The organism is Rhodococcus sp. W8901 (genome assembly GCF_013348805.1).
Taxonomy (GTDB): Bacteria; Actinomycetota; Actinomycetes; order Mycobacteriales; family Mycobacteriaceae; genus Prescottella.
The window spans coordinates 4,617,599-4,640,493 of record NZ_CP054690.1 but is presented as its reverse complement, the minus strand read 5'-3'; the positions used below and the strand labels follow the sequence as shown (position 1 = coordinate 4,640,493).

At 69.9% G+C, this 22,895-nt stretch carries 26 protein-coding genes; 15 read left to right on the top strand and 11 right to left on the bottom strand.

Annotated features, from left to right (window positions below; genetic code table 11):
• The first annotated feature begins 74 nt into the window (after positions 1–74).
• Both HUN07_RS21710 and HUN07_RS21705 read left to right on the top strand, forming a co-directional pair.
• Positions 75–836 carry a MerR family transcriptional regulator gene (locus tag HUN07_RS21710; protein ID WP_114718960.1) on the top strand — a complete coding sequence of 254 codons (762 nt, stop codon included), beginning with the start codon at positions 75–77 and terminating at the stop codon, positions 834–836.
• A 12-nt stretch (positions 837–848) separates the two neighbouring features.
• Positions 849–1,883 carry an alpha/beta fold hydrolase gene (locus HUN07_RS21705; protein WP_174912672.1) on the top strand — a complete coding sequence of 345 codons (1,035 nt, stop codon included), beginning with the start codon at positions 849–851 and terminating at the stop codon, positions 1,881–1,883.
• Between the two features lie 22 nt (positions 1,884–1,905).
• Here the strand turns inward: HUN07_RS21705 and purU are convergent, their stop codons facing one another.
• Both purU and HUN07_RS21695 read right to left on the bottom strand, forming a co-directional pair.
• Complete coding sequence (purU, locus tag HUN07_RS21700) at positions 1,906–2,793, bottom strand: formyltetrahydrofolate deformylase (protein WP_174912669.1); 888 nt, start codon at positions 2,791–2,793, stop codon at positions 1,906–1,908.
• A gap of 17 nt (positions 2,794–2,810) precedes the next feature.
• Positions 2,811–3,653 (bottom strand): class I SAM-dependent methyltransferase, encoded by an 843-nt coding sequence (locus tag HUN07_RS21695; RefSeq protein ID WP_114718666.1) that lies wholly within the window; start codon positions 3,651–3,653, stop codon positions 2,811–2,813.
• 37 nt (positions 3,654–3,690) lie between these two features.
• Here HUN07_RS21695 and deoC point away from each other — a divergent pair, with 37 nt between their 5' ends.
• Entirely contained in the window at positions 3,691–4,368 is a 678-nt protein-coding gene (gene deoC, locus HUN07_RS21690) for a deoxyribose-phosphate aldolase (RefSeq protein WP_174912667.1), read from the top strand.
• Between the two features lie 7 nt (positions 4,369–4,375).
• Here deoC and HUN07_RS21685 read toward each other — a convergent pair whose 3' ends face one another.
• Positions 4,376–5,119, bottom strand: a complete 744-nt coding sequence (locus HUN07_RS21685) for an LmeA family phospholipid-binding protein (protein ID WP_174914946.1) — start codon at positions 5,117–5,119, stop codon at positions 4,376–4,378.
• A 140-nt stretch (positions 5,120–5,259) separates the two neighbouring features.
• Here HUN07_RS21685 and HUN07_RS21680 point away from each other — a divergent pair, with 140 nt between their 5' ends.
• Complete coding sequence (locus HUN07_RS21680) at positions 5,260–5,871, top strand: type IV toxin-antitoxin system AbiEi family antitoxin domain-containing protein (protein ID WP_174912665.1); 612 nt, start codon at positions 5,260–5,262, stop codon at positions 5,869–5,871.
• Positions 5,872–5,960: 89 nt separating this feature from the next.
• Here the strand turns inward: HUN07_RS21680 and HUN07_RS21675 are convergent, their stop codons facing one another.
• From HUN07_RS21675 to HUN07_RS21665, 3 genes are read right to left on the bottom strand one after another with little or no spacing between them, the layout of a single operon-like run.
• Positions 5,961–6,740, bottom strand: coding sequence for a class I SAM-dependent methyltransferase (locus HUN07_RS21675; protein WP_114718669.1), 780 nt, complete (start codon positions 6,738–6,740; stop codon positions 5,961–5,963).
• 5 nt (positions 6,741–6,745) lie between these two features.
• Positions 6,746–7,252 carry a DUF2505 domain-containing protein gene (locus HUN07_RS21670; RefSeq protein WP_114718670.1) on the bottom strand — a complete coding sequence of 169 codons (507 nt, stop codon included), beginning with the start codon at positions 7,250–7,252 and terminating at the stop codon, positions 6,746–6,748.
• A 45-nt stretch (positions 7,253–7,297) separates the two neighbouring features.
• Positions 7,298–7,801, bottom strand: coding sequence for a DUF2505 domain-containing protein (locus HUN07_RS21665; RefSeq protein ID WP_114718671.1), 504 nt, complete (start codon positions 7,799–7,801; stop codon positions 7,298–7,300).
• Between the two features lie 23 nt (positions 7,802–7,824).
• Between HUN07_RS21665 and HUN07_RS21660 the strand changes: the two genes are divergently transcribed.
• From HUN07_RS21660 to HUN07_RS21625, 8 genes are all read left to right on the top strand, one after another.
• Positions 7,825–8,928 (top strand): UDP-N-acetylmuramate dehydrogenase, encoded by a 1,104-nt coding sequence (locus HUN07_RS21660; protein ID WP_441346784.1) that lies wholly within the window; start codon positions 7,825–7,827, stop codon positions 8,926–8,928.
• A gap of 52 nt (positions 8,929–8,980) precedes the next feature.
• A complete protein-coding gene (locus HUN07_RS21655; protein WP_174912662.1) occupies positions 8,981–10,165 on the top strand; it encodes a L,D-transpeptidase in 1,185 nt (394 codons plus the stop codon).
• 102 nt (positions 10,166–10,267) lie between these two features.
• Positions 10,268–11,080: an alpha/beta fold hydrolase gene (locus HUN07_RS21650; protein WP_174912659.1), complete on the top strand. Its 813-nt coding sequence runs from the start codon at positions 10,268–10,270 to the stop codon at positions 11,078–11,080.
• Positions 11,081–11,244: 164 nt separating this feature from the next.
• Positions 11,245–12,036 (top strand): ESX secretion-associated protein EspG, encoded by a 792-nt coding sequence (locus HUN07_RS21645; protein WP_174912657.1) that lies wholly within the window; start codon positions 11,245–11,247, stop codon positions 12,034–12,036.
• 78 nt (positions 12,037–12,114) lie between these two features.
• Positions 12,115–12,654 carry a YbaB/EbfC family nucleoid-associated protein gene (locus HUN07_RS21640; protein WP_174912655.1) on the top strand — a complete coding sequence of 180 codons (540 nt, stop codon included), beginning with the start codon at positions 12,115–12,117 and terminating at the stop codon, positions 12,652–12,654.
• Positions 12,647–12,961: a WXG100 family type VII secretion target gene (locus tag HUN07_RS21635; RefSeq protein WP_254622629.1), complete on the top strand. Its 315-nt coding sequence runs from the start codon at positions 12,647–12,649 to the stop codon at positions 12,959–12,961. Before HUN07_RS21640 ends, HUN07_RS21635 begins: the two co-directional genes overlap by 8 nt.
• On the top strand, positions 12,961–13,788 hold the full coding sequence (locus HUN07_RS21630) for a WXG100-like domain-containing protein (protein ID WP_114718677.1): 828 nt from the start codon (positions 12,961–12,963) through the stop codon (positions 13,786–13,788). Before HUN07_RS21635 ends, HUN07_RS21630 begins: the two co-directional genes overlap by 1 nt.
• 10 nt (positions 13,789–13,798) lie before the next feature.
• The gene (locus tag HUN07_RS21625) at positions 13,799–14,005 is read left to right on the top strand and encodes a hypothetical protein (protein WP_114718678.1); all 207 of its coding nucleotides are present in this window, start codon (positions 13,799–13,801) and stop codon (positions 14,003–14,005) included.
• Between the two features lie 10 nt (positions 14,006–14,015).
• Here HUN07_RS21625 and HUN07_RS21620 read toward each other — a convergent pair whose 3' ends face one another.
• Positions 14,016–15,035, bottom strand: a complete 1,020-nt coding sequence (locus HUN07_RS21620) for a DUF2804 domain-containing protein (RefSeq protein WP_174912652.1) — start codon at positions 15,033–15,035, stop codon at positions 14,016–14,018.
• Between the two features lie 18 nt (positions 15,036–15,053).
• Complete coding sequence (locus HUN07_RS21615; RefSeq protein ID WP_114718680.1) at positions 15,054–15,803, bottom strand: SDR family NAD(P)-dependent oxidoreductase; 750 nt, start codon at positions 15,801–15,803, stop codon at positions 15,054–15,056.
• Between the two features lie 322 nt (positions 15,804–16,125).
• Between HUN07_RS21615 and HUN07_RS21610 the strand changes: the two genes are divergently transcribed.
• Complete coding sequence (locus HUN07_RS21610) at positions 16,126–17,430, top strand: ROK family protein (RefSeq protein ID WP_174912649.1); 1,305 nt, start codon at positions 16,126–16,128, stop codon at positions 17,428–17,430.
• A 60-nt stretch (positions 17,431–17,490) separates the two neighbouring features.
• Here HUN07_RS21610 and HUN07_RS21605 read toward each other — a convergent pair whose 3' ends face one another.
• The 3 genes from HUN07_RS21605 to HUN07_RS21595 form a co-directional block, all read right to left on the bottom strand.
• A complete protein-coding gene (locus HUN07_RS21605) occupies positions 17,491–18,804 on the bottom strand; it encodes a lipase family protein (RefSeq protein WP_174912647.1) in 1,314 nt (437 codons plus the stop codon).
• Between the two features lie 33 nt (positions 18,805–18,837).
• On the bottom strand, positions 18,838–19,845 hold the full coding sequence (locus tag HUN07_RS21600; protein ID WP_114718683.1) for a tocopherol cyclase family protein: 1,008 nt from the start codon (positions 19,843–19,845) through the stop codon (positions 18,838–18,840).
• A gap of 67 nt (positions 19,846–19,912) precedes the next feature.
• The gene (locus HUN07_RS21595; RefSeq protein ID WP_114718684.1) at positions 19,913–20,686 is read right to left on the bottom strand and encodes a PIG-L family deacetylase; all 774 of its coding nucleotides are present in this window, start codon (positions 20,684–20,686) and stop codon (positions 19,913–19,915) included.
• 94 nt (positions 20,687–20,780) lie between these two features.
• Between HUN07_RS21595 and HUN07_RS21590 the strand changes: the two genes are divergently transcribed.
• Both HUN07_RS21590 and HUN07_RS21585 read left to right on the top strand, forming a co-directional pair.
• Entirely contained in the window at positions 20,781–21,959 is a 1,179-nt protein-coding gene (locus HUN07_RS21590) for an MFS transporter (protein ID WP_174912644.1), read from the top strand.
• A gap of 22 nt (positions 21,960–21,981) precedes the next feature.
• Positions 21,982–22,890 (top strand): alpha/beta fold hydrolase, encoded by a 909-nt coding sequence (locus tag HUN07_RS21585; RefSeq protein WP_114718686.1) that lies wholly within the window; start codon positions 21,982–21,984, stop codon positions 22,888–22,890.
• Positions 22,891–22,895 lie beyond the last annotated feature (5 nt).

The following is a 22,895-nucleotide window of genomic DNA, read 5'->3' as shown; positions in this document are numbered from 1 at the left end:
CGATAGAATTTCCCACACCGTCGACCGCGCCGGAACCGCTGACGCCGTCGCGGTCCCAGTGGGGAAGGCGGAACATGAAGGAATACCGCATCGACGACCTCGCTCGCGAGGCCGGTGTCAGCGTGCGGAATGTGCGGGTCTACCAGGATCGTGGTCTGCTGCCGCCGCCGCGCAAGGAGGGGCGCGCCGGTTGGTACAACGAGTCGCACCTGGCGCGGCTCAATCTCATCAGCCGGATGCTCGACCGTGGATACACGTTCGCCACCATCAGTGAACTGCTCACCGCCGCCCAGTACGGACTGCAGGTCCGCGACGTTCTCGAGACCGACGACCCGGGCGGACGGTGGAAGAAGTACCGTCGAGCCGCGAAACTGACGATGTCGGAACTGCGCCGGATGTTCGGCGAGCAGACCACCGAGGCCAACATCGCGCTCGGCACCCAGTTGGGTGTCCTCGCGAAGGCCGGCAAGGACTACTCCGTCGCCAACCCGCGGCTCATGGAGGCCGCCCAGGTCCTCGTCGACGCCGGGGTCCCACTCGCCGACATTCTCGAGCAGACCGAGGCGGTCCGCCGCGATCTCGGTGATGTCGCGGCCCGGTTCGTCGAACTGGTCTCCGACCGGTACCTCGCCCCCGAGGGCGGCACGCTCGACCTCGACCCGGCAACGGTCTCGGAGGTTGCGGCCCTGGTGAACCAGGTGCGCCCGCTCGCGCACGACGCGGTGCACGCGCTGTTCGCCGAGGCGATGGAGGAACAGATCTCGAAAGCGCTCGCGAAAGCCGCGAGTCAGCTCGAACAGGTTGCGCCCGAGTCGGACTCGACGCGCGCCGGCTAGAGGAACAGGGGAGTGGAAGTGGCTGCACGGAAGTCGCACAAGGCGCTGTGGACGTCGATCGGTGCCGTGGGAGCGGTAGCACTCGCGGGTGGTGCCGTGGTTGCGGCGCGGGCGCGGAACGCGTCGGCGACAGCAGATCCCGGAGACGAGGCAGCGCTGTTCGCCACTCCGGGGATCGAACCGGAGATCGTCCCGGTCACCAGCGCCGACGGCACCGAGCTTCACGTGCGGGCCTACGGATCGCCCGACGCCGATCCGATCGTGCTCAGCCACGGCTGGACGTGTTCGTCCGACTTCTGGAATCCGCAGATCAACGCGCTCGCCGAGAAGTACCGCGTCATCGCCTACGACCAGCGCGGTCACGGCCGCAGTGACATCGGTCGGATTCCGCTGAGCCCCGACGTCCTCGCCGACGACCTGGCCGCCGTCCTCGCCGCCACGGTGCGCGACGGACGCAAGGCCGAGATCGTCGGGCACAGCATGGGCGGCATGAGCATCGTCGCATGGGCCGGCAAGTACCCCGAGCAGGTGGATCGGTACGCCAGTTCCGTGCTGCTGGCCAGCACCGGCACCGACAGCCTGGTCGCCGAGACCACGGTCATCCCACTGCCGCAACGCTTTCCGCGGATGCCGGTGCCCGTGGGCCGGGCGGTCCTCGGATCGGCCATGCCGATGCCGGCGTCCCCGATGACCACGCGCGCGATCAAGTACGTCGCGATGGCGCCCGGCGCGACACCCGCCGAGGTGGCGTTCTGCGAACGCATCGTCACCGGGTGTCATCCCCGCACCCGCGGTGGATGGGGCGCGGCGCTGAGCACCCTCGACATCAAGGACGGCCTGAAGAACCTGACGGTGCCGACCACGGTCATGGTCGGCACCGCGGACCGGCTCACACCGCCGTCACACGCCCGCCGCCTGGCGCAGGCCCTCGACGACGCCGAGCACCTCGACCGGCTGATAGTGCTCGAGGGCATCGGTCACATGACGTCGGTCGAGGCCGTCGCCGACTTCAACGCCGAGGTCGAGCGCCTGCGCAACTCGAACTGACTGCGGCGTCAACCGGCGTCCGTCAGCTGAAGACGACGGTCTTGCGGCCGTGCACCTGGACGCGGTCCTCCAGGTGCCACCGCAGGCCGCGGGCGAGGACCAGCTTCTCGATGTCGCGGCCCTGACGCACCATGTCCGCCACCTCGTCGGTGTGATCGACGCGGATGACGTCCTGCTCGATGATCGGGCCGGCGTCGAGCTCTGCCGTCACGTAGTGGCACGTGGCGCCGATCAGCTTGACGCCGCGCGTGAACGCCTGGTGGTACGGGCGGGCGCCGACGAACGACGGCAGGAAGCTGTGATGGATGTTGATCGCGCGGCCGGCCCAGTGCTCGCACAGTTCCGCGGGTAGCACCTGCATGAATCGGGCCAACACCACCGCGTGCGGGTCGTGCTCGTCGACCAGCTTGCGCACCTGCTCGAACGCGGGACCGCGCTCGGCCGGATCCTTCGGGAACGACACGTAGTGGAAGTCGACGCCGTGGCGCTTGGTGACCCGCTCGAGGTCCGGGTGGTTGCCGATCACAGCAGCGATCTCGCACTGCAGCTCACCGGCGGCGACGCGGCCGAGGATGTCGTGCAGGCAGTGGCCCTCCTTGCTGACCAGCAGCACGACGCGCTTGCGCTCGCCGGTGTCGGTGAGCGTCCACTCGGTCTCGGGACCCAGCTCGGCGGCCACCACCGCGAACTTCTCGCGCATCTCCTCGAGGCTCAGGCTGATCGACGACGCACGCACCGCCTGCCGGGTGAAGAACCAACCGGTATCGGCGTCCGCGTGGTACGCGGCCTCGACGATCCAGCCGCCGATCTCGGCGAGGAACGCGGAGATGCGGGCCACGATGCCGGTGCGGTCGGGGCAACCCAGAGACAAGACGTAACGACGGTCGTCGGTCGAGGCAGCTGAACTCATGGGCCCAGTCTCTCAGGTCAGGGAAACCCGACGACCTTCGCCGTACCGACCAGCGTCGTGGCGTCCACGGTGTGCAGTTCGCGGTCGGTGATCAGGTTCATGAACTCGCGTCGCACCCGGTCGACCACGTCGGGCGCCAGGCCGGTGAGCGTTGCGCGTAACCCGCTGCCCAGCACGAAGTTCCAACAGAACTCCTCGGTCGCCGGGATCAGGTTCGACAGTGCGCGCACCTCGACCGCCTCGGTGCCGGCGTCGGTGAGCCACGCGCCCAGCTTGTCGGTGCTGTCGATCCGCTGCGCCGGCTCCATCTCGGTGGTGCGGTCGGGGAGCGGCTCGGGCAGGTGCCGTCCGAGCGCGTCGAGGAACGTCGTCGCGTACTCGCGCAGCGCGGTGTCCTGCCAGGCCGTGACGCCGACGGTGCCCCCGGGACGCACCAGACCGCACAGCCGTGCGAACGCCTGATCCATCTCGGGCAGGAAGAACACCGCGTACGAGCTGAGCAGGGCGTCGTAGCCGACGTCGGGGACGGTGCTCGGCGGCTCCCACGTGGTGGCGTCGGCGCACACGAACTCGATGTTGAGCAGCGCCCGGTCCGACGCCTTCACCCGGCCGCGCTCGAGCATCTCGTCGGAGAGGTCGACCGCGTGGACCAGCCCGGTGGGGCCGACGGCGAGGGCCGCGGGCAGCGCGGAGGCACCGGTGCCGCTACCGACGTCGAGGACCGTGTCACCCGGACTCAGTCGGGCCTGGAACACCAGCGCCTGCCCCGCCGGACCCCACACATCGGGGGCCACCAGGTCGAAGTCGGCGGCGGCCGCGTCGAACGTCGCGGCTATCTCCTCGGCGTGCGTGCCTGCCATACGACCGATGCTAACGAGCTGTGCCAAGCTTCGGGGCATGTCCGACATCGCGCTCAGCCGGTCCCGAGTCGCCGCCATGGTCGACCACACGCTGCTCAAACCGGAGGCGTCCGACGCCGATGTCCGGGCGCTGGTCGCGGAAGCCCGCGAACTGGGCGCGTACGCGGTGTGTGTGTCGCCGTCGATGCTGCCGCTGCGGACCGAGGGGGGTGGACCGGCGGTCGCGACCGTCGTCGGATTCCCTTCCGGTAAGCATCATTCGCTGGTCAAGGGCGCCGAGGCGCGCCTCGCGGTCGAACAGGGTGCCGCGGAGGTCGACATGGTGATCGACATCGGGGCCGCCGTCGCCGGCGAGTACAACGCGGTCCTCGCGGACATCCTCACCGTTCGTGAGGCCATCGGCCCGGGACCCGTGCTGAAGGTGATCATCGAGTCGGCCGCCCTGTCGGACGAGGCGATCGTCGAAAGCTGCCGGGCCGCCCAGTTGGCGGGCGCCGACTTCGTCAAGACGTCCACCGGATTCCACCCCGCGGGCGGTGCGAGCGTCGAGGCGGTGCGCCTGATGGCCGAGACGGTCGGAGGTCGGCTCGGCGTCAAGGCCAGCGGCGGCATCCGCACCGCCGAGGCGGCGCTGGCCATGATCGAGGCCGGCGCCACCCGGCTGGGACTGTCCGGTACCCGCGCCGTGCTCGACGGGCTGCCGGACCAGTCCTGACCGGACGTCAGAGCAGGCTGCAGCCGCTCTGCGCGTTGGGGTCCTGCGGCGGCATCACGTACTGACCGCCCTCGAGGTTCAGGTCGACGGAGTTGTCCGTGACGGTCAGCGACGTGGGGGCCATGCCCAGCGGGTACTGCTGCAGGCTGTCCGTCAGGGTCTGCACGATCCCGTCGACGAGCGCCGTGGGCAGGCCGAGTCCGAGGATCTCCGCGCCTACCGTCTCGACGACGACCCCGCCGTTCTGCACCGACGGGCGCACCGTCAGGTCTGCTAGTCCCGCCGGACCGACGGCGAACTTCAGCGTCCCCGCTGTGGGATCGGAGGTCACCGAGCTGACCAGGTTGCCCAGCGATTGCGACTGCACGGTTGCCAGGATCCCAGCCGTCGACCACGTGACATCGGCGCTGGAACTGCCGATGGTGCCGCTGCTGTCGGGGGAGTCCGTGATCTTGATGTCGTTGGCGCGGGCGTGCACCTCCATCCCCTGAGCGGGGCCGAACGACGAGCCGGAGCTGTCGATCTTCACGTACGGAACGTCCTTGCCCACCATCTGCCACAGCACCGGCTTCCAGCTGAGGCTGACGTTCACGTCGGAGCCCAGCTGGCTTTGGAACTGCGACTCCATGCAACTGGTCGCGCGCTGCCTCAGGAACAGCTCACCGCCGACGAGTGCGACGACCAGCGCTGCGACCACGATCAGCGAGATCATGACCGCCTTGCGCCGCTTGGGCTTCGGGGGCGTGGGCATCTGGGGTGCGTTCACTGGTGCCGACATGAGAAGGATTCTCCCCGAAGACTCTGAACGGTTTCTGTGAATGGGGGATCGGTATGGACACCGGCTCCGCCAAAACTGTGATCCGCTGCATATCCGCGCAGTACTGTTGCTGCATGGCGGGCTGGACAGATCCGCGGCGAGAACCCACCCCTGAGGCGGGTGAGGATCTGCGTCGTCTTGCGCTCCGGCAAGCGGGGTATTTCACGACCGGGCAGGCGCTGCGTCTTGGTTGCACTGCCGAGGATATCGGCGGCCGCCTGGCCGAGGGGTCCTGGTTGCGGATCGAACGGGATCTGTTCCGGCTCGCCTCATTCCCGCGCACCGACCTCGAGGAGTACGCCAAGTGGTGTGCGTGGTTCGAGGGCGCCGCGGTGGTCTCGCATCAGAGCGCCGCAGAACTGCACGGCCTCGGCCACCTGCACCCCAGCTTCGTGCACCTGTCGACGACGGGCTCGGCACCCGCACCCACCCGCCGGCTTGCGCTGCACCGCCGGGAACTGCGACCCGAGGACACTGAACAGACCGGGACGTTCGGCATCACCACCCCGCTGTGCACCGCACTCGACCTCGCGACCGGCGGGATTGCGCAGGACCTGTTCGACGAGGTCGTCAGCGACGGCGTCGCGATCGGCCGCATCGACCCCGAACGCCTGCGCGCCGAATGCGACGGCCGGCCCGAACAGGTCGCCGAGCGGATCGAGCACGCGCTGGGGTCGTGCCGGTAGCGTCGCGGCATCGTGATCGGCGAGTTCCGTTGCGAGTCTGCATAGCTCGCGATCGGTGATGCCGGCGATCGGCGGGTGAACCGTACGCGCTACCGCCCGGGTCGGACGTAGCTCCACGGCACGGTGAGGACGCAGTCCCGCAGGCGGCGGCGCTGGGGTGCGACGGGGACGCCGAGGTCGGCGAGCAGATGCAGTGTCTCCCGCCACCGCACCCGTGGGCCGAACGGCGCCAGCCCGGCGGCGGTCGCCCAGGCGCGGTCGGCGGTGACGAGCAGGTCGTGGATGCGTTCGCCCGGGACGTTGCGGTGGATCAACGCCTTGGGCAGGCGCTCGGCGATGTCGCTGGGCCGGTCCACGCCGAACGGATCCCAGGCGAGCGTCAGCGAGCGCGGGCCGTCGCGGTCGAGCAGCACCCACGCGCAGCGGCGCCCGAGTTCGTCGCACGTGCCGTCCACGATCAGACCGCCGGGCGCGAGACCGGCGCGCAACCGGCCCCACGCCTCGTCGACGGCGTCCTCGGGGTACTGGCGCAGCACGTTGAACGCGCGGATCAGGGTGGGTCGCAGGCCGGCGAGTTCGAAGCCGCCGCGCGCGAAGCTCACGCCGTCGCGGCCCTCGACCACCCGGTCCGGGTCGATCTCGAGCCCCACGACGCGGACGTCGGGGCGCACCGTCCGCAGGCGGGACGCCATCTCGTACGTGGTGACCGGCATCGCGCCGTAGCCGAGGTCGACGATCAGCGGGTCGGGGGCGTCACGCAGCATCCTCGTGACGGCGGGGCTGTGCACGAGCCAGCGGTCGCTTCGGCGCAGCCGATTGATACCTGTGGTGCCGCGGGTGATGACGCCGACGGGTTTACCTTCACGCACGCCGGTTACTGCCGGGCGAGCCAGGTGGCCGTGACTTCGGCTTCCGTGCGGAACAGGTCGACCAGGTTCACCAGCATCAGCTGCTCGAGCTTGCCGCCGACGAACGGGATGAACACCTTCGCCTCCGACGACGTGCGCAGCGTGGACCCGGTGTCGGTGCCGAACAGTTCGATCGTGCCGGTGAGGCTGCCCGGTCCGCCCGGAATGGAGGCCTCGTAGGTGCCGGTCACGGGGTCACCGAACGGGGTGTACCGCTCCTTGCGGGTGATGATCAGGTCCTTCTTCAGCACGGTCTGCGCGATCTCCGGCAGGTCCTTGCGGGGCAGCACGTGGTGCAGCACCAGGTCGATGCCGCCGTCGTGGACCTCGTGTGAGACGAGGTTCCCTGCGTTGTCGGCGTACTTGCGCATCTCTTCCATCCGCGCTTCCCAGTAGTCCGGGTTGCCCAGCGCGGCGTACACCAGCTCGGCAGGGTGGTCGAACCTGGCGGAGTAGTCGATACGACGGGCCATGACCGGCAGATTACCGGCTGGTGCCCGGTCCGTTGGAGAAAGCGGCTACCCGGCCGAGGATGTCCACTGGCCGGTGAAGTCCTCCTCGGCGTCGAGGAGTTCGAGGACCTGACCGGCGATGACCGACTCGATCTTGCCGCCGATCAGCGGCATCTTGACCTCGACCTCACCCTCCATGACCAGCAGCGATCCACTGCCGTCCGCGGTGAGCGTCATGGTGCCGCGCAGCTGCCCGGGAGCGCCCTCGACCTCGGCGGAGAAGGTGCCCACGGCCCGGTCGCCCTGTAGTGCACCCCACGATTCGGTACGCGTGATGATCAGGTCACCGGGACGGATCTTGGTGACGACGGACGGCAGATGTTGGGCGGGGACGGCCTGCGTCATCGCCACGTCGATGGTGCCGTCACCGACGGTGACCTTGTCGAGCTTCGCGCCGGGCCCGCCGACCTGCTGCAGACGGGCGTGCCAGTAGCCCTCGTCGGTGAGTGCGGCGTGCACCGTCGCGACGGGCTGGGGGTATTGCGCGGAATGCTCGATGTGTCGGGCCATGGACGGCACGCTACCGTTTCCACGTGTTGGATCCACTCATCCGGGGGCGCCTCGTCGACGCCGGCGCCCAGCTGTCCGAGCAGGTGCCGCTGTCGACCCTGACCACCCTGCGGCTCGGCGGCCCCGCCGCGGTACTGGCCGAATGCCCGTCCACCCGGACCCTCGTCGACGTCGTCCGCGCCCTCGACGACGCGCAGGTGCCGACGCTGATCCTCGGCGGCGGATCCAACCTGGTGATCTCCGACGACGGGTTCGCCGGCGTCGTGGTCCGCGTCGCCGACGCCGGGGTGGAGCTCGGTGACGAGACCGTGCTCGCGCAGGCCGGTGCCGTGTGGGACGACGTCGTCGCCAAGACCGTCGCCGCGGGCCTCGGCGGGCTCGAGTGCCTGTCCGGGATCCCCGGCTCGACCGGGGCGACTCCGGTGCAGAACGTCGGCGCGTACGGCGTCGAGGTGGGCTCGCTGCTGCGACGCGTGCAGCTGCTGGATCGCACCACCGGCGACGTGCACTGGGCGGAGCCGTCCGAGCTGGGCCTCGGATACCGCACCAGCGTCCTCAAGCACCGCGACGACGCGCTGGTCCTGGCCGTCGAGATGACCGTCCGGCCCGACGGCTCGAGCGCACCGCTCGCGTACCGCGAACTGGCGTCGTCTCTCGGCGCCGAGGAGGGCGAGCGACGGCCCACCGCCGAGGTGCGCGACGTGGTCCTCGGCCTGCGCCGCGGCAAGGGCATGGTGCTCGACGCCGACGACCACGACACGTGGAGCGCCGGGTCGTTCTTCACCAATCCGGTGGTCCCGGACGTGAGCCTGCCCACGATTCTCGACGCGATCCGGGCGAAGGTCGGTGCGGACGTGCGGATCCCGCAGTTCCCCGGGGCGGCCGGCACCAAGCTGACCAAGCTGTCCGCGGGTTGGCTCATCGAGCGTGCCGGGTTCGGCAAGGGCTACCCGGGTGCCGAGTCGCGGGTTCGCCTGTCCACCAAGCACACCCTGGCCCTGACGAACCGCGGGCAGGCCGTCACGGGTGACCTCGTGGACCTGGCCCGAACTGTCCGGGACGGTGTCGAGTCCGCGTTCGGGGTGCGCCTCGAACCGGAGCCCGTCACGGTGGGCGTCGTCATCTGATCGATGTCTGAGTGACGAAAGCCACTACCGTGCGGCGAGTACCGTTGAATCCGTGCATGATCAGGGGATTCGGTCAATTCGGACGCGTTTGCTGGCGGTGGTCGCCGTCCTGCTGGGTGTGACGCTGCTCGCGGGCTGCACCATCGCTACGGGTGGCGCCACGGACAGCAAGGCCGAGGCCGCCCCCGTGGCGGAGGTGGTCCAGACGCCGACCTCCGGCGCGAAGGGCGTCAACCCCGTCGAACCGGTCTCGATCCGTGTCGACGGCGGCACGCTGCAGGGCGTCGCGCTCACCAATGCCACCGGCAAGGTGGTGCAGGGTGCGCTGAGCCCCGACGGTCAGTCCTTCACCGTGACCGAACCCCTCGGCTACGGCAGCACCTACACGTGGACAGGCACCGCAGTCGGTTCGGACGGTAAGTCCGTCCCGGTCGCCGGGTCGTTCACGACCGTGGACCCGGTGACGACGACGTCGGTGCGCACCAATATCGCCGACGGTCAGGTCGTCGGCATCGGGGCTCCGATCATCCTCCAGTTCGACGGACCGATTGCGGACAAGGCCGCCGTCGAGAAGGCACTGAAGGTGACCACGAATCCGCCGACTCCCGGCGCGTGGGCGTGGCTGCCCGACGACCGTGGCGCGCGGGCGCACTGGCGGCCGGCGAACTACTGGGTGCCCGGCACGACCGTCAACGTCGATGCCGATCTGTACGGCGTCGACTTCGGTGGGGGCGCCTACGGCGCGGGCGACGTGAGCCTGAACTTCTCCATCGGCCGCAGCCAGATCGTCAAGGCGAACGCCCCGAGCCATCGCATGCAGGTGGTCCGCGACGGTGTCACGATCATGGACATTCCCGTCAGTTACGGCGAGGGCAACGAGGACCGCAACGTCACCCGCAGCGGCGTCCACGTCGTCACCGAGAAGCACGAGGACTTCCTGATGTCCAATCCGCCGTACTACGAGAACGTCCGTGAGCGCTGGGCGGTACGGATCTCCAACAACGGCGAGTTCATTCACGCGAATCCGGCCACGGTCGGGGTCCAGGGCGCATCGAACGTGACGAACGGGTGCATCAACCTGTCGCTGTCGGACGCCGAGGAGTACTTCGGCACAGCGATGTACGGCGATCCGGTGGAGGTCACCGGCACCCGCATCGACCTCTCGGCCGCGGACGGCGACGTCTACGACTGGGCCATCGACTGGCCGACATGGCTGTCGATGTCGGCGCTCACCTGAATCTCGGGTGAGGCACGGCTGAGTCTCGGCTGGGCCGAACCGTCCTGACCTGTGTTGGCGGCGTGGGAAAGTCGAAGGACTTCCGACGCGAGGAGATCCGCCGTGAGAATGCGCAGGATTCGGACGTTGACAGCGATGTGCGTGCTCGCACTCGCAGCGGTTCTGGCAGTGGGGGTGTCGCCGGCTGCCGCCAAGCCCGTGCCGACCGTCGTGCTGGTGCACGGCGCGTTCGCGGACACCACGAGCTGGGACCCGGTCGCCGCCGAACTGCGAGGGCGCGGGTACAACGTTGTGGTGCCGTCGAATCCGCTGCGCGGACCGGCCTACGATTCGGCCGCGATCGAGAAGACCCTCGCGGACATCCCGGGCCCGGTGCTGTTGGTCGGGCACTCGTACGGCGGTGTCGTCATCACCAACACCCATTCGCCGAACGTGGTCGGAATGGTCTACGTGTCCGGATTCATTCCGGCGCAGGGCGAACCGGCGATGGCGGCGCTCAACCCGCTCACGTTCCCCGGTAGTCAACTGGTGCCGCCGGTGCTGCAGGTGAAGGTGGTCGACGACACGACCAACCCCATCGGCAAGAACATCGACGGGTACATCGACCCGAGCCGCTTCCACGAGGCCTTCTGCCAGGACGTCTCCGACGCCACCGCAGCCGACATGATTGCCCACCAGCGGTCCATCGCACTGTCTGCGAACCTCGAGCCGACACGGGACCCGTCGTGGCAGCATCTGCCGACCTGGGCGGTGATCCCCGGCCAGGACCGCGTGATCCCACCCGCGTCCGAGCGATTCATGGCCGAACGCGCGGGTGCACAGATCACCGACATCCCCGGCGCCTCACACGCGGTGCTGGTGTCGCAGCCGGGACAGGTGTCGTACGCGATCGAGCGGGCCGCGGCGGCGCTGTGAGCCTGAGTGCCCATTCCTCGGCCGATCCTGCGGATTCCCGCCCGCAACGAGAAGGAGTGGGCTCGTGCCGATCGCGTGGAACCGTCTCGGGTACCGGCGCGTCTATTGTCTGTGGGCGACGTCTTCCGTGGGCGACGCTTGTGCACTCGGGGAGGGGTGACGGGGTGGGATTCGGCGAATCTGCCGGTGGTCGGACTGGGAGTGACTCGAGCTGGCGGTTCACCGGCCTCGAGTTCGAGGTCCTGTGGAGACAGTTGGGGCGGGACCGGCTGCCGTACCCGCTGCGGTTCCGGCCGACCGCGGACGACCGGGACGACCTGGATCGGCAGCGCCGCGCGGCCGCACAGCGCTGGGCGCCGCGAGTCACCGAGACCCTTCACCACCACCTGACGGTGCTCGCCGAGCCCGACATCCGGCTCGAAGTGGCCGGGTTCGCCGGTGCCGGACTCGCGACCCGGATACGCATGCACGCCGGAATTCGCGGCACCGGAGCAACACTGGCGATCCAGCTGCCGGGTGTCGACGCCGACACCGGCGGCGACGTGCTGATCCACGGGGCCTCATCGGTACAGATCCCCAATGCCGTCGCGGCCGCACTTCCCGCGGTCCCGGCCGGATCCCGCAGCGAACTGCGCTTCCGTCGCAGCGACCTCGATTCCGCCGGTGGTCCTCTTCTCGTCTCGGCAGGCGCCACCCGCCTACGTGACGAGGCGCTGGGGCTGCTGCGACGCCCCCGCACCGGCATCGGTGAGATCACCGCGTTTGCGGGCGTCGCGTACGACGGTCGTCCCACGGCCGACGGGATCGGGCTGCACTGGCTCGACTTCGACGGCGACGGCCGCTACACGATGCGCGAAACCGGTGCGGTCGTCGTCGCACCGGCAGCCACCGTGGATCTGGCGGGGGAGATACAGCGCCTGGTGGAGACGATCCGTACCCGCGAGCCCGTGCGCTGACGACTTCTCGGCCCGATGGAACCGATTCCCTCACGCCCGCGTCTATAGACAGCGAAGGGGAAGATCGGGAGGGAAGCAATGACCGACAACGGTATTCGGGCCGACGCTCGAGGCACCGCGCGCGAGCAGTCGAGGGGGCGCAACGCCGCGCTGCAGGAGCAGGTCGATGCCCTGCTCGCGGGGCTGCACGAGCAGACGGAGGCACTCGCGGCAGCGCAGGGGGCTGTCGCGAACACCACCGCCCAGGCGGAGTCGCCCGACGGGCTGGTCCGGGTGACGGTCGACTCGTCCGGGGCGGTGGTGGCGGTGGACTTCGATCCGTCGACGTTCACGCGAACGACGCCCGCACGGCTCGCTGATGTCCTCGCGGACACCGCCCGGACCGCGGTGGCCGAGGTGCGAGCGCGCATCGCGGAACTGATGGCGCCGGTCGCTGCGCTGACCGCTGACTTCCCGGACCTGCCCGACCTGGTCGCCGGGGCGCCGAGTATCCGGAACCTGGTGCCGACGGTGGCGACCGAGTTCGCCGCCGGCACCGAGCATCCGAGTATTCCGGCCCAGGACGATGACCTCCACGACTGGCGGGAACCGATCATGAGAGAGGCGCACCGTGGCTGACGAGATGCGGGTGGACCCGCAGCAGTTGCGCGGTGCCGCGCCGCACTTCGACGTCCTCGCCGACCGGCTCACGGATGCGCTGAGCGAGCTCGCCTCGACTCTCGACACGGAGGGCGCGAGCTGGGGAACGGATGCTCCCGGAACGGCATTCGCGTCCATGTACGTTCCGGGCGCCGACGGTGCCCGATCCGCGCTGCGGCACGTCGCGGAGGTGTTCGCGGGCGTCGCGGGCGGATTGCGGGACACCGCAGAGGTGTTCGAGCAGACCGATAGCGGACTCGCCGGCACGCTGGGGGGCGGTCACTGATGGGCATCGAGATCCCCGGTTCGCTGCGAACCGTCGCCTCGGTCGCGGTCGGGCAGGACTGGCCGGAGGCCGACGAGACGTCGCTGCGTCGACTGTCCGACGCGTGGGAGCTCGCCGCCGTCCGCCTCGATCGGGCCGGCGCCGACGGTGCTCGGTCCATCCAGCCGGCGTTGGACGCCCTGACCGGAGACGTGAACGACGCCGTCGCCGGTAGATGGCGCGAGGTCGGGGCCTCGGTCGAGGAACTCGCCGCCGCGTGCCGTCAACTCGCCGACTCGTGCGAGAGCACCGCCGCCGACGTCGAACACGCGAAGCTCTCGATCATCGCCGCATTGGGCCTGCTCGCGGTGGAGATTGCGTCGCTCCTCGCGGCCGCGGCCGGAACGTTCGGTGCGAGCGCGGCGGCCATCCCCGCAGCCGAGATAGCCACCCAGGTAACCGTGCGGATGATCCTGCAGGAACTCATCGGCAAACTCGGCCGCGAGATCGCGGTGGCCGTGCTCCGCGACGGGGGCCTGTCCGCCGGTATCCAGTTGATGCAGATGGCCGAGGGCAACCGGGACCGATTCGACATGGCCGCGCTCGGGAAGGACGTGTACGGAACCGTCGTGTCGACGGCGGTGTCCAGTCCGCTCGGAAGTTCGCAGGTCAACGATCTGCTCGTGGACGGGATCGCGAATGTCGCCGAGCGCAAGCTGGTCTCAGCGGGGCAGGACATGGCGGCCGGCATGATCGGTGCGCATGCCGGGGAGGATGCCAAGGCCGCACTCGGGCAGCAGCCTCCGGCCGAACCGCCCAGCGCCGCAAGCTCGTTGAATATGAACTAGGAGGTCTCGGGTGCAGACGACGCCGACGGTGGGCGTGGCTCCGGAACTGGTGATCGCGGTGTGCGTCGTCGCCGTGGTCTTCGTGGTGCTCCTCGTCCGAGAGATCCGCAGCTACACCGCGATGCAACGAAAGCATCAACGTCGGCTGTACGGCAAGGACGACGACGGCGGCCCGCAGGAGGAAGCGCCGGCCACACCGTCCTATCGGGAGTGGTGAGCGCGACCGTTCACCAGCGGTTGCGGACCTCCTCGGCGAATCCGAGGAGGTCGGTGACCTCGACCCGGCTGCCGTCGTCGAGCACGACATGCCCGGTGAACCGGCCGAACACCTGGTGCTGAATGGAGCGCAGCACCTTCAGGTCCGTCGACGCCGCCCGGTCGATGATCGGCTCGAACGTCATCTCGAAGCGCCCGTCGTTGCTGCTGAACTTCCAGGGGGCGCCGTCGAAGGTGCCCTCGGGCAGGTGGAACGTCACCCGGTCCAGCTTGTGCGCGACACCGTTCACGAACACCATGTTCTCGCTCGCCGCGGACGTGTCGCCGAACCCGTATCCGATGTTGAAGCCGAACGTGCGGTCGTCGACGACACCCGATGCGGACCCCCAGTACCAGACGTTGTCGTAGGTCCACACCCCACGACCCCAGTCGAACACACCGAAGGTGGTCTCCGGATCGAAGTCGAAAGTCTCTGTACCGACAGTGATCTCGCCACTCGAGGGCATGCAATTGATCTTCTGGTTGTAGTAGAACGCCTTGTAGTCCTTCGGGAACGGCGTCGCGATCACCATGCGGTCCATCGGCGGCTGCGTCAGATGCAGCTCGCCCCGCAGGCCGCGACCACCGTCGAAACCGGGATGGTCGATGCTGAGCACCCGTCCGCCGTCGACGTGACGGAACGCGATCCGCATCTTCCGGCGGTCCACCACGACATCGCCGTCGTCGGCGCTCGCCGGCAGGCCCATCCGGCCCATCGGGAACGGCAGCATGACGTTCTCCGTGCACTCGCATCGGCCGCGGAAGTCGAGCCACGACACGCCCAACAGGCCCATGTAGCTGTTGTCGGCGACCGTCAGCGCCAGCCCGTAATCGGGGGTGAGGACGCAGTAGTAGTCCCACTCCTTGATCCGCCACGACGGCGCCGCGACGGCATCGCGGTCGTAGCGACGGGCCTCGGCGCTCGCCCACCCCGCCTCGGCGAGGCGCCCGCGCGCGTCGAGAAGCGGACCCGGCCGCAATCGGTGCTGCATGCCGCGAGGCTACCGGGACTAGCCGGTGGTGCGGTGGAAACGACCGGGTTCGGCCTGATCGCGCGGCTTGACGATGATCTGGTCCAGGTTCACGTGCGGCGGACGGGACGCGACGAATCCGATGATCTCGGCGATGTCCTCCGCCACCAGCGGGGTGATGCCCTCGTACACCTTCGCCGCGCGCTCGGCGTCGCCGTCGAATCGCACCAGCGAGAACTCGGTCTCCACCGCGCCCGGCGCGATCTCCGTCAGCCGCACCGGCTTGCCCAGCAACTCGCCGCGCAGGGTGCGGTGCAGGACCGCCTGCGCGTGCTTGGCCGAGGTGTAGCCCGAACCGTTGTCGTAGGCGGAGAACGCGGCCACCGACGTGATCGTGACGATCAGGCCGTCGCCCGAGTCGATCAGCTTGGGCAGCAGCGCTTTCGTGACGCGCAGCGTCCCGAGGACGTTGGTCTCCCACATCCAGCGCCAGTCGTCGAGGTCCGCCTCGAGGACCGGCGCGAGGCCCTTCGCGCCGCCGGCGTTGTTGACGAGCAGGTCGACACGGGGGAGCACCGCGCAGAATGCGTCCACCGAGTCCTCGTCGGTGACGTCCAACTCGAGTGCGGTGCCGCCGATCTCGGCGGCGATGGCCTCGAGCCGGTCCAGCCGGCGGGCGCCGAGGACGACGTGAAATCCCTGCTCGGCGAGGGTGCGGGCGGTGGCTTCCCCGATGCCGGAGCTCGCTCCGGTGACGACGGCGACGCGGGTGTCCGGTGACAGGCTCATGGCTCGATCGTAGTGCCGACACGAACCCGGGGTGGGGGACGGGCTGGGGGTATGCGCGCGCAGATGCTAGCTTGATCGTCATGTCGTCCGGTATCTCCTCCGCACCGCGGGTCACCTACGTGACCGCCGCGCTGGGGTCCCGGCTGCCGCTGGCTCGGGAACTCTGTTGTCCCTGCCGCGCTTCCCTCAGCTGACTCCGCGCTGCCGGCACCCCCGTTCGTGCTGATCGTCCGCCCCACCGGTCGGACCTGATCTCCGTCGCAGCGCGTCACCCGACCGCGTCGACAGCCGTCCCCTCCCGGGGCGGGGCAAGGACAGACTCATGCTCACTGCAGCGCCTCACGCCACCCGAACGAGACCCGTGACCGCTCGCACCACCACGTCGAGAACCCCACGTTCCGGGGCGGCCCGCCCCGCCACTCGACCTCGAATCGTGGCTCCCACCCTCGGGATCGCCGACAGCCCGGCCGCCGCGGTGTTCCGTGTCGCCGCCGGCGGCGGACCCCTGTCACGCGACGAGGCAACGCGTGCAACGGGTTCGAGCATCGCGACCGTCAACCGGCACGTGTCGGCGATGCTGGCGGTGGGACTCCTGCGCGAGCGGCCCGACCTCGCCCCGGCGGGCACCGTCGGCCGCCCCCGCATCCCGTTCGAGGTGGACCACGAGTCCTACCTCACCGTCGGCATCCACATCGGCGCCGTCGTCACCAGCGTGATCGCGTCGGACCTGCGGGGCAGGATTCTCGGCGCAGTCGAGATCCCGACGCCACGTGGGGCGTCGGGGTCGGCGCTGGCCAGCATCACCGGCAGCGCACGCAGTTTCGCGGCCCGCTGGCACCGGCGGCGCCCCCTGTGGGTGGGGGTGGCACTCGGCGGTCGTGTGGACCCGGAGACCGGTGTGGTCGATCATCCCCGCCTCGGCTGGACCGACGCGCGCGTCGGTGACGTGGTCGGGGCCGGGTTCGGACTGCCCGTATCGGTCGCCGCCCACGTCGAGGCGATGGCCGCGTCCGAGTTGCTGCTGACGCCGCAGCGCGCCGACAACACCGAGGTGAGAGGTAGCGGGCTGTACTTCTATGCACGCGAAACTGTCGGTCTGGCACTGACTCTCGATGGGAAGGTGCACACCCCGAGCGCGGGACCCGGGTCGATCGCGCACCTGCCCACCGGCTCGGATGCGCAGTGCGACTGCGGGGCCACCGGGTGCCTCGAGGCCGCCGTCAGTGATCGCGGCGTGCTGCTCGCGGCCCGCCGCGCCGGTGTCCTGCCCGGCGGCGACCCGCTGCCGCCGATCGCCGCGCTGTACCGCGCGGCGCGGGCGGGTTCGGCTCCGGCGCAGGAGATCCTGACCGATCGGGCGCGGACTCTCGGCCGGGCGGTCGCGATGCTGCGTGACCTGTTCAATCCGGACCGGGTGATCCTCGGCGGGCAGGCGTTCACCGACTATCCCGAGGCCGTACCGCAGGTGGCGCAGGCTCTGTCGAGCGCCTCCCGGGTGGGCGGGTCCGACGTGCGGATCACCGGATTCGGCAATCGGGTCCAGGAGCACGCGGCCGGCGTCGTCTCGCTCAGTTCGCTGTACTCGAGTCCTCTGACGGCCATGCGGAAGGCGACCGTGCAGATCTGATCCGGACGGCCCCGACCGGTCAGTAGTACTGCGCCTGCGTGGTTCGCGCCAATCGGCTTCTCATCGCCGCGCCTCCTCGAACCTGCCGACGAACCAGTCGACGTTCTGCATGCCCAGCAGTTCGGTGCTCACCCGCCACGGGTCTGTCAGCACGTCCGACATTCCGCAGACGCTCGGGTCGACCGTGACCTCGGTGCCGCCGGCGCGGTACGCCGCGACGAGCTGCTCGACGTCCGAATAGGGCACCAGGAAGTCGTCGCGGCACGACGTCATCAGCACCGGCGCCTTCGGGGCCTGAAGACCCAACCGGTTCTCGGCGTACGCCCGGGCGAACACCGGATTGTCGGCGGGCCGGCCGTGCGTGTACAGCGCGGACAGCGGCACGAACGGCATGAGCAGGTACGTCTGCTGGCACGTGCGGTTGAAGACGTCGGCGATCTGCCGGCCGAGCGGTGTCAGCTCCTGGTCGAGATCGATCTCGGGGTAGCGGGCCGCGTAGCCCAGCGAGTTCGCGAACACGAAGCCCGCGCCGATGCCGCCGTCGGCCTTGCGTTCGAACGTCGCGCTGTCGACCACCATCGCCTGCAGCACGGTGCCGACGACATTGAGTTCGGGTGCGTACGTCGCCTGCTTCTCGGCCGCGAACCCGGCCGCGACACCACCACCGGCGATGCCGTAGATGCCGACCGGGGTGTCGGGGGAGAGGCCGGCCGTGGGTAGCGCGAGTGCTGCCCGCAGTCCGTCGAGCGTGGCGGCGCCGGAGAACTGTCCGATCGAGAAGCCGTTGGGGGTGGGGTCGCCGTCGTTGGCGGTGTCGCTCATCATCACGGCCCAGCCGTTGCCGAACATCTGCGCGACGGGCCCGAGCGCGGAGAACAACGAGGGGTCGTCCTGGTCACCGCCGGTCCACTGGGTGCTGGGCATGCAGCCGGGGCCGAGGCTGTCGTTGGCCTCGGAGTAGCCGATGAGCTTGCGGTCCTGCGGAGCGGTGCCGTCCTCGGGGATCATCAGCATGCCCGTGCTCACGGCCGCCGACCCATCGAAATCTGTTGTGACGTACATCAGCTGGTAGCCGCGCACGTGTCCCGGCTGCACCCCGTACACCTGGACCGTCGCGGGACGCGCCTTCAGCAACGTGCCCGCGGGTGCGTCGCCGACCGGTGGCGCCTGGTACCAGGGATCGGATACGGGATGGCGGGCCTGCCACTTCTCGAACGGGGCGATCCGGCCGTCGGTGAACGTGCTGACCACGAACGGGCTGAAGACCTCGTCGAGGCCGACCGGGTTCGGTGCGGCCGCCACCGCCGGCGCACCGGCGAGCAGGGCCGCCGCGGCCACTGCAGTCGCGAGCAGCGATGTTCGAAGCTTCTTCAAGATCCCCCCCAGGAGGTAATTCGGTTCGGTTTGCTACTGCTGCGTCGACCCCCGACGCCGCGATTCCGCCTGTGCCCGAGCGATCCCACCGTGCTCGAGGCCTGCCAGGCGTGACTCACCCGACCAGGCACATCGATTGTTGTGACGGACCGTTACGGATAGATTGCCGGCGAGGTGCTCCAACGCGCCCGGGATGTTCCGGCGTTGCGCCGGTAGCGGCACCGGCAGGACGTGCGCGGCGCCCAGCGGTGCGTGCCCCTCGATCTCGACGGACCAGCGACGGTTTCCGCCGCTCAGCCGCCAGGTTTCGTCACCCATCTGCGCCCGGATCGGGGAAGTGAGCGGATTGCCGAGCCACACGAGGGTCCCGTCCGGCAGCAACACGACGACGGCCGTGATCGCGGTGCCCAGCGGTCCCGCATCGACCTGGCCGCCGGCGAACGCGACGCACGCCCGCGGATCGTCGAACGCCTGGGCCTGCCCCCACCACCAGGCCGCCGGGAAACCGCCACGGCCCCAGTTCTTCTCGCAATAGACCTGGGCGCCGTCGAGGTCCCACCGCTCGTCGCCGACCACCGCCCAGCCCTCGGCGCGGCCGCCGAGCAGCCACGGATGCCAGTACTGGTTGAGCGCGGGCACGGTGTGGAACACGCTCGATCCACCCAGACGACGGCGCGGCCACGGGACGGGAGCGGTGATGCGCACGTCGAGTTGCGCGTCGGGTCCGAGGTCGACGCGGAGCCGGTCCGCGGTGCCACGGAACACGTCACCCGCGACGGCACCGAGTCGGTCGGGGTCGGCACGGCCTTCGGGATGGGCCGCGGTGCGCAGGAACCCGCCGGGGTGCGCACCGAATCCGAGCGTGGCCCAGTGCCCGTCGTCGGCGCGGTTGATCCCGGCGAGCGCAATCAGCACCCGTCCCGTCTCGCGTTGCGTGAACCGCCAGAAGTAGCCCTCCATCGCGACGTCGTGCGCGGCCAGAGGGTTTCCGAACGGCAGGTCGGCGCCGGTGCTGCGGTACCGCGCGAGGAGACCGGGCATCCCGCGATGCTAGGTCCGTGTGACCCGTCGGCGCAGGAAGTTGTCGGTATTCGACTGCAGCATCCGACTACAGCGGAAGAGCGGTCTCCGTCAGTCCGGCCGGCGCACCCCGCCTCCGGAACCACTCCTGCCCGAACGCGGCCTGCAGTTGCTCTGCCGGCATCTGCAGGAACGGGCCGAAGTCGCCGATCTGCGTCTGGTGGGCATGCATCGCGGCACGCTTGGCGTCCAGCGCCGCGGTGACGTCGACGACCGTGGTGATCTCGTCGTCGGACAGGCCGAAGGTGTCGAAGTCGGGCGGGGTCGCTTCCTCGCTCCACTCCGGGTTCGCCGCCATCATGCGCCGGATGTGATCGCGGCTGACCGCGGCCTCATAGACGTGCGGGACGTGCGCGAGCTCGGCCGCGCGCACCCCGACATGGTGGACCTGAACGTGATCGGGGTGCCCGTACCCGCCGTTGGGGTCGTAGATCGTCAACACGTCCGCGGACTCCTCAGCGAGGATCTCCGCGAGCCGCGCCGCTGCGGTGTCGACGTCGACGTTGCAGAAGGCGTCCGGATTCGCGTTCTCCGGCGTGCCCGCCATCCCCGAATCGGCGTAGTGCAGCATCACCACCCGGTGCGCGCCCAGCACACTGGTCGAGGCCTCGAGCTCCCGGCGGCGGCGCTGCGCGAGCGTCTCCCCGTCCGCGAGTAGCCCGTCGGGCACCTCGCCGAGCGCGCCGTCGGTGGCGGTGACCACGACGACTCGGTGGCCGGCGTCCGCCGCCTGCCGCATCACCCCGCCCGTCACGAACACCTCGTCGTCGGGGTGGGCATGGAAACAGACCAGAACGCTCATGCGGAGAATGCTTACACGCTGGTCGCGCTGCGGGGCAAGGGTGCGAAACTCTCCTCGGACAACTGCTTACCGGCCGTCAGGAGACACACCGGCAATGATCGGCACCTACCGGGAGATCTTCTCCGCCCGCGGTTCCGCCGCGTTCTCCGCCGCCGGGTTCGTCGCCCGCCTGCCGATCGCGATGGTGGGCATCGGCATCGTGACGATGCTGTCGCAGCTGCGCGGCGACTACGGGCTCGCCGGCGCGCTGTCCGCGGTGTTCGCGCTCGCGTACGCCGCGATCACCCCGCTCGTGTCCCGTGCCGTCGACCGCTACGGGCAGCGTCGCGTGCTGCCGGCCGCCTCGGCGATCAGCGCGTGCGCCCTGGGCGTGATGCTGCTGTGCGTGCGATTCGAGGCACCCGATTTCGTGCTGTTCCTGCTCGCGATCCCCGCCGGGTGCATGCCGACGATCGGTGCGATGGTCCGCGCCCGCTGGACCGCGCTGTACCGCGGACAGCCGCAGCTGCGCACGGCGTTCGCGTTCGAATCCGTCCTCGACGAGGTGTGTTTCGTCGCCGGCCCGGTGATCTCGGTCGGTCTGTCGGTGGCGCTGTTCCCCGAGGCCGGACCACTGCTGGCGCTGATCCTGCTGGTGATCGGCACCTTCGCCCTGGTCGCGCAGCGCGGCACCGAACCGGCGGTGCGTGACCGCAGCGAGCATGTCGACGGCTCGGTGGTCCGCAACCCGGCGATGTGGGCGCTCGTGGCGGTGATGCTCGGGATGGGCACCATCTTCGGCACCGTCGACGTCGTGAGCATCGCGTTCGCGACCGAGCGCGGCACCCCCGCCGCCGCGACCGTCGCCCTGGCGCTGTTCGCGGGCGCATCCGCAGTCGCCGGCGTGGTGTTCGGGGCGCTGCGTCCGGGTGCGGCGCTGCGCCGCCAACTGGTGTTCGCGACCGCCGCCGTCGCGGTCCTGCTGTGGCCGCTGTTGCTGGTCGATTCGATCCTCACCCTCACCGGGGCGCTCGCGCTCGCCGGCATCAGCGTCGCTCCCACCATGATCGTGGCGACGACACTCGTCGAATCGGTGGTCCCGCACCACAAGCTCACCGAGGGCATCACCTGGACCGTGACCGGACTGGGTGTCGGCGTGGCCGTCGGATCCGCGCTCGCCGGGCAGATGATCGACCATTTCGGCACCCGCGCGGGCTTCGCGGTGGCCGTCGCGTCGGGCGCCGTCGCGTTCGTCGTCGCGCTCGGTGCGTACCTCCTGCGCCGCGCGAAGTGAGCGGTCCCCTTAGGGTGACCGCATGGCCATTCGTGAAACCGTCGGCGTCGACGGCACCACCCTCGTCTATCGAACGCTCGGTAATCCGGATGCGCGCCCGCTGGTGCTGCTGCACGGCTGGGCGCAGTCGTCGCGCTGCTGGGGCGACGATGTCCTCGCCGCGCTGTCGGCGCAGTACCGGGTGATCGCCGTCGACCTGCGTGGCCACGGCTACTCCGATGCCCCGGCCGCCGGCTACGACGACTCCGCGAACTGGGCCGGCGACGTCGACGCGGTGCTGACGGCGGAGGGCGTCACCGCGGGCGCGGTCCTGCTGGGCTGGTCGTACGGCGGCCTGGTGATCTGCGACTACCTGGCCGCGCACGGCACCGCGGCCGTCGACGGCGTGGTGTTCGTCGGCGCGATCACAAGCATCGGCCGCGGCCAGGCGGGCGGCGCGGTCGGTTCTGCGATGAAGGCCGCGATCCCCGCGGCCATGGCCGAGGATCCGGGCACCGCGATCAAGGCGCTGGGCGGCTTCGGCACCGCGCTCACCGGCCCGATCGGCGATGACGACGGCGCCAAGGGGGCGTGGTCGCAGTCACTGTTCGGCGCGAGCCTGTCCACCCCGCCTCGGGTGCGGTCGGCGCTGTTCCGGCGGTCCGTGAGCCACGACGACGTGCTGCGCGGCCTCGACGTCCCCGCGCTGGTGTTGCACGGCACCGCGGACACCGTCGTCGACGTCTCCGCAGGTGAGCACGCCGTCGCGCTGATTCCGGACGCGACCGGGTCGTACTGGGAGGGCTGCGGGCACGGTCCGTTCGTGGAGGATCCGGCTCGGTTCGTCGGCGAGGTCCGGGCGTTCTGCGACGGGATCAGCGACGGGATCGGTGCCGGACAACCGGGAGAGGTCCCGTTCTCCGAGAGCGCATCCGGGGCAATTACCTCATGACAGAG

Coding starts and splice junctions, on each gene's coding strand:
- HUN07_RS21710 (WP_114718960.1), top strand. CDS start 75: ATGAAGGAATACCGCATCGACGACCTCGCTCGCGAGGCCGGTGTCAGC.
- purU (WP_174912669.1), bottom strand. CDS start 2,793: ATGAGTTCAGCTGCCTCGACCGACGACCGTCGTTACGTCTTGTCTCTG.
- HUN07_RS21695 (WP_114718666.1), bottom strand. CDS start 3,653: ATGGCAGGCACGCACGCCGAGGAGATAGCCGCGACGTTCGACGCGGCC.
- deoC (WP_174912667.1), top strand. CDS start 3,691: ATGTCCGACATCGCGCTCAGCCGGTCCCGAGTCGCCGCCATGGTCGAC.
- HUN07_RS21685 (WP_174914946.1), bottom strand. CDS start 5,119: ATGCCCACGCCCCCGAAGCCCAAGCGGCGCAAGGCGGTCATGATCTCG.
- HUN07_RS21680 (WP_174912665.1), top strand. CDS start 5,260: ATGGCGGGCTGGACAGATCCGCGGCGAGAACCCACCCCTGAGGCGGGT.
- HUN07_RS21670 (WP_114718670.1), bottom strand. CDS start 7,252: ATGGCCCGTCGTATCGACTACTCCGCCAGGTTCGACCACCCTGCCGAG.
- HUN07_RS21665 (WP_114718671.1), bottom strand. CDS start 7,801: ATGGCCCGACACATCGAGCATTCCGCGCAATACCCCCAGCCCGTCGCG.
- HUN07_RS21640 (WP_174912655.1), top strand. CDS start 12,115: ATGACCGACAACGGTATTCGGGCCGACGCTCGAGGCACCGCGCGCGAG.
- HUN07_RS21630 (WP_114718677.1), top strand. CDS start 12,961: ATGGGCATCGAGATCCCCGGTTCGCTGCGAACCGTCGCCTCGGTCGCG.
- HUN07_RS21620 (WP_174912652.1), bottom strand. CDS start 15,035: ATGCAGCACCGATTGCGGCCGGGTCCGCTTCTCGACGCGCGCGGGCGC.
- HUN07_RS21615 (WP_114718680.1), bottom strand. CDS start 15,803: ATGAGCCTGTCACCGGACACCCGCGTCGCCGTCGTCACCGGAGCGAGC.
- HUN07_RS21610 (WP_174912649.1), top strand. CDS start 16,126: ATGCTCACTGCAGCGCCTCACGCCACCCGAACGAGACCCGTGACCGCT.
- HUN07_RS21600 (WP_114718683.1), bottom strand. CDS start 19,845: ATGCCCGGTCTCCTCGCGCGGTACCGCAGCACCGGCGCCGACCTGCCG.
- HUN07_RS21595 (WP_114718684.1), bottom strand. CDS start 20,686: ATGAGCGTTCTGGTCTGTTTCCATGCCCACCCCGACGACGAGGTGTTC.
- HUN07_RS21590 (WP_174912644.1), top strand. CDS start 20,781: ATGATCGGCACCTACCGGGAGATCTTCTCCGCCCGCGGTTCCGCCGCG.
- HUN07_RS21585 (WP_114718686.1), top strand. CDS start 21,982: ATGGCCATTCGTGAAACCGTCGGCGTCGACGGCACCACCCTCGTCTAT.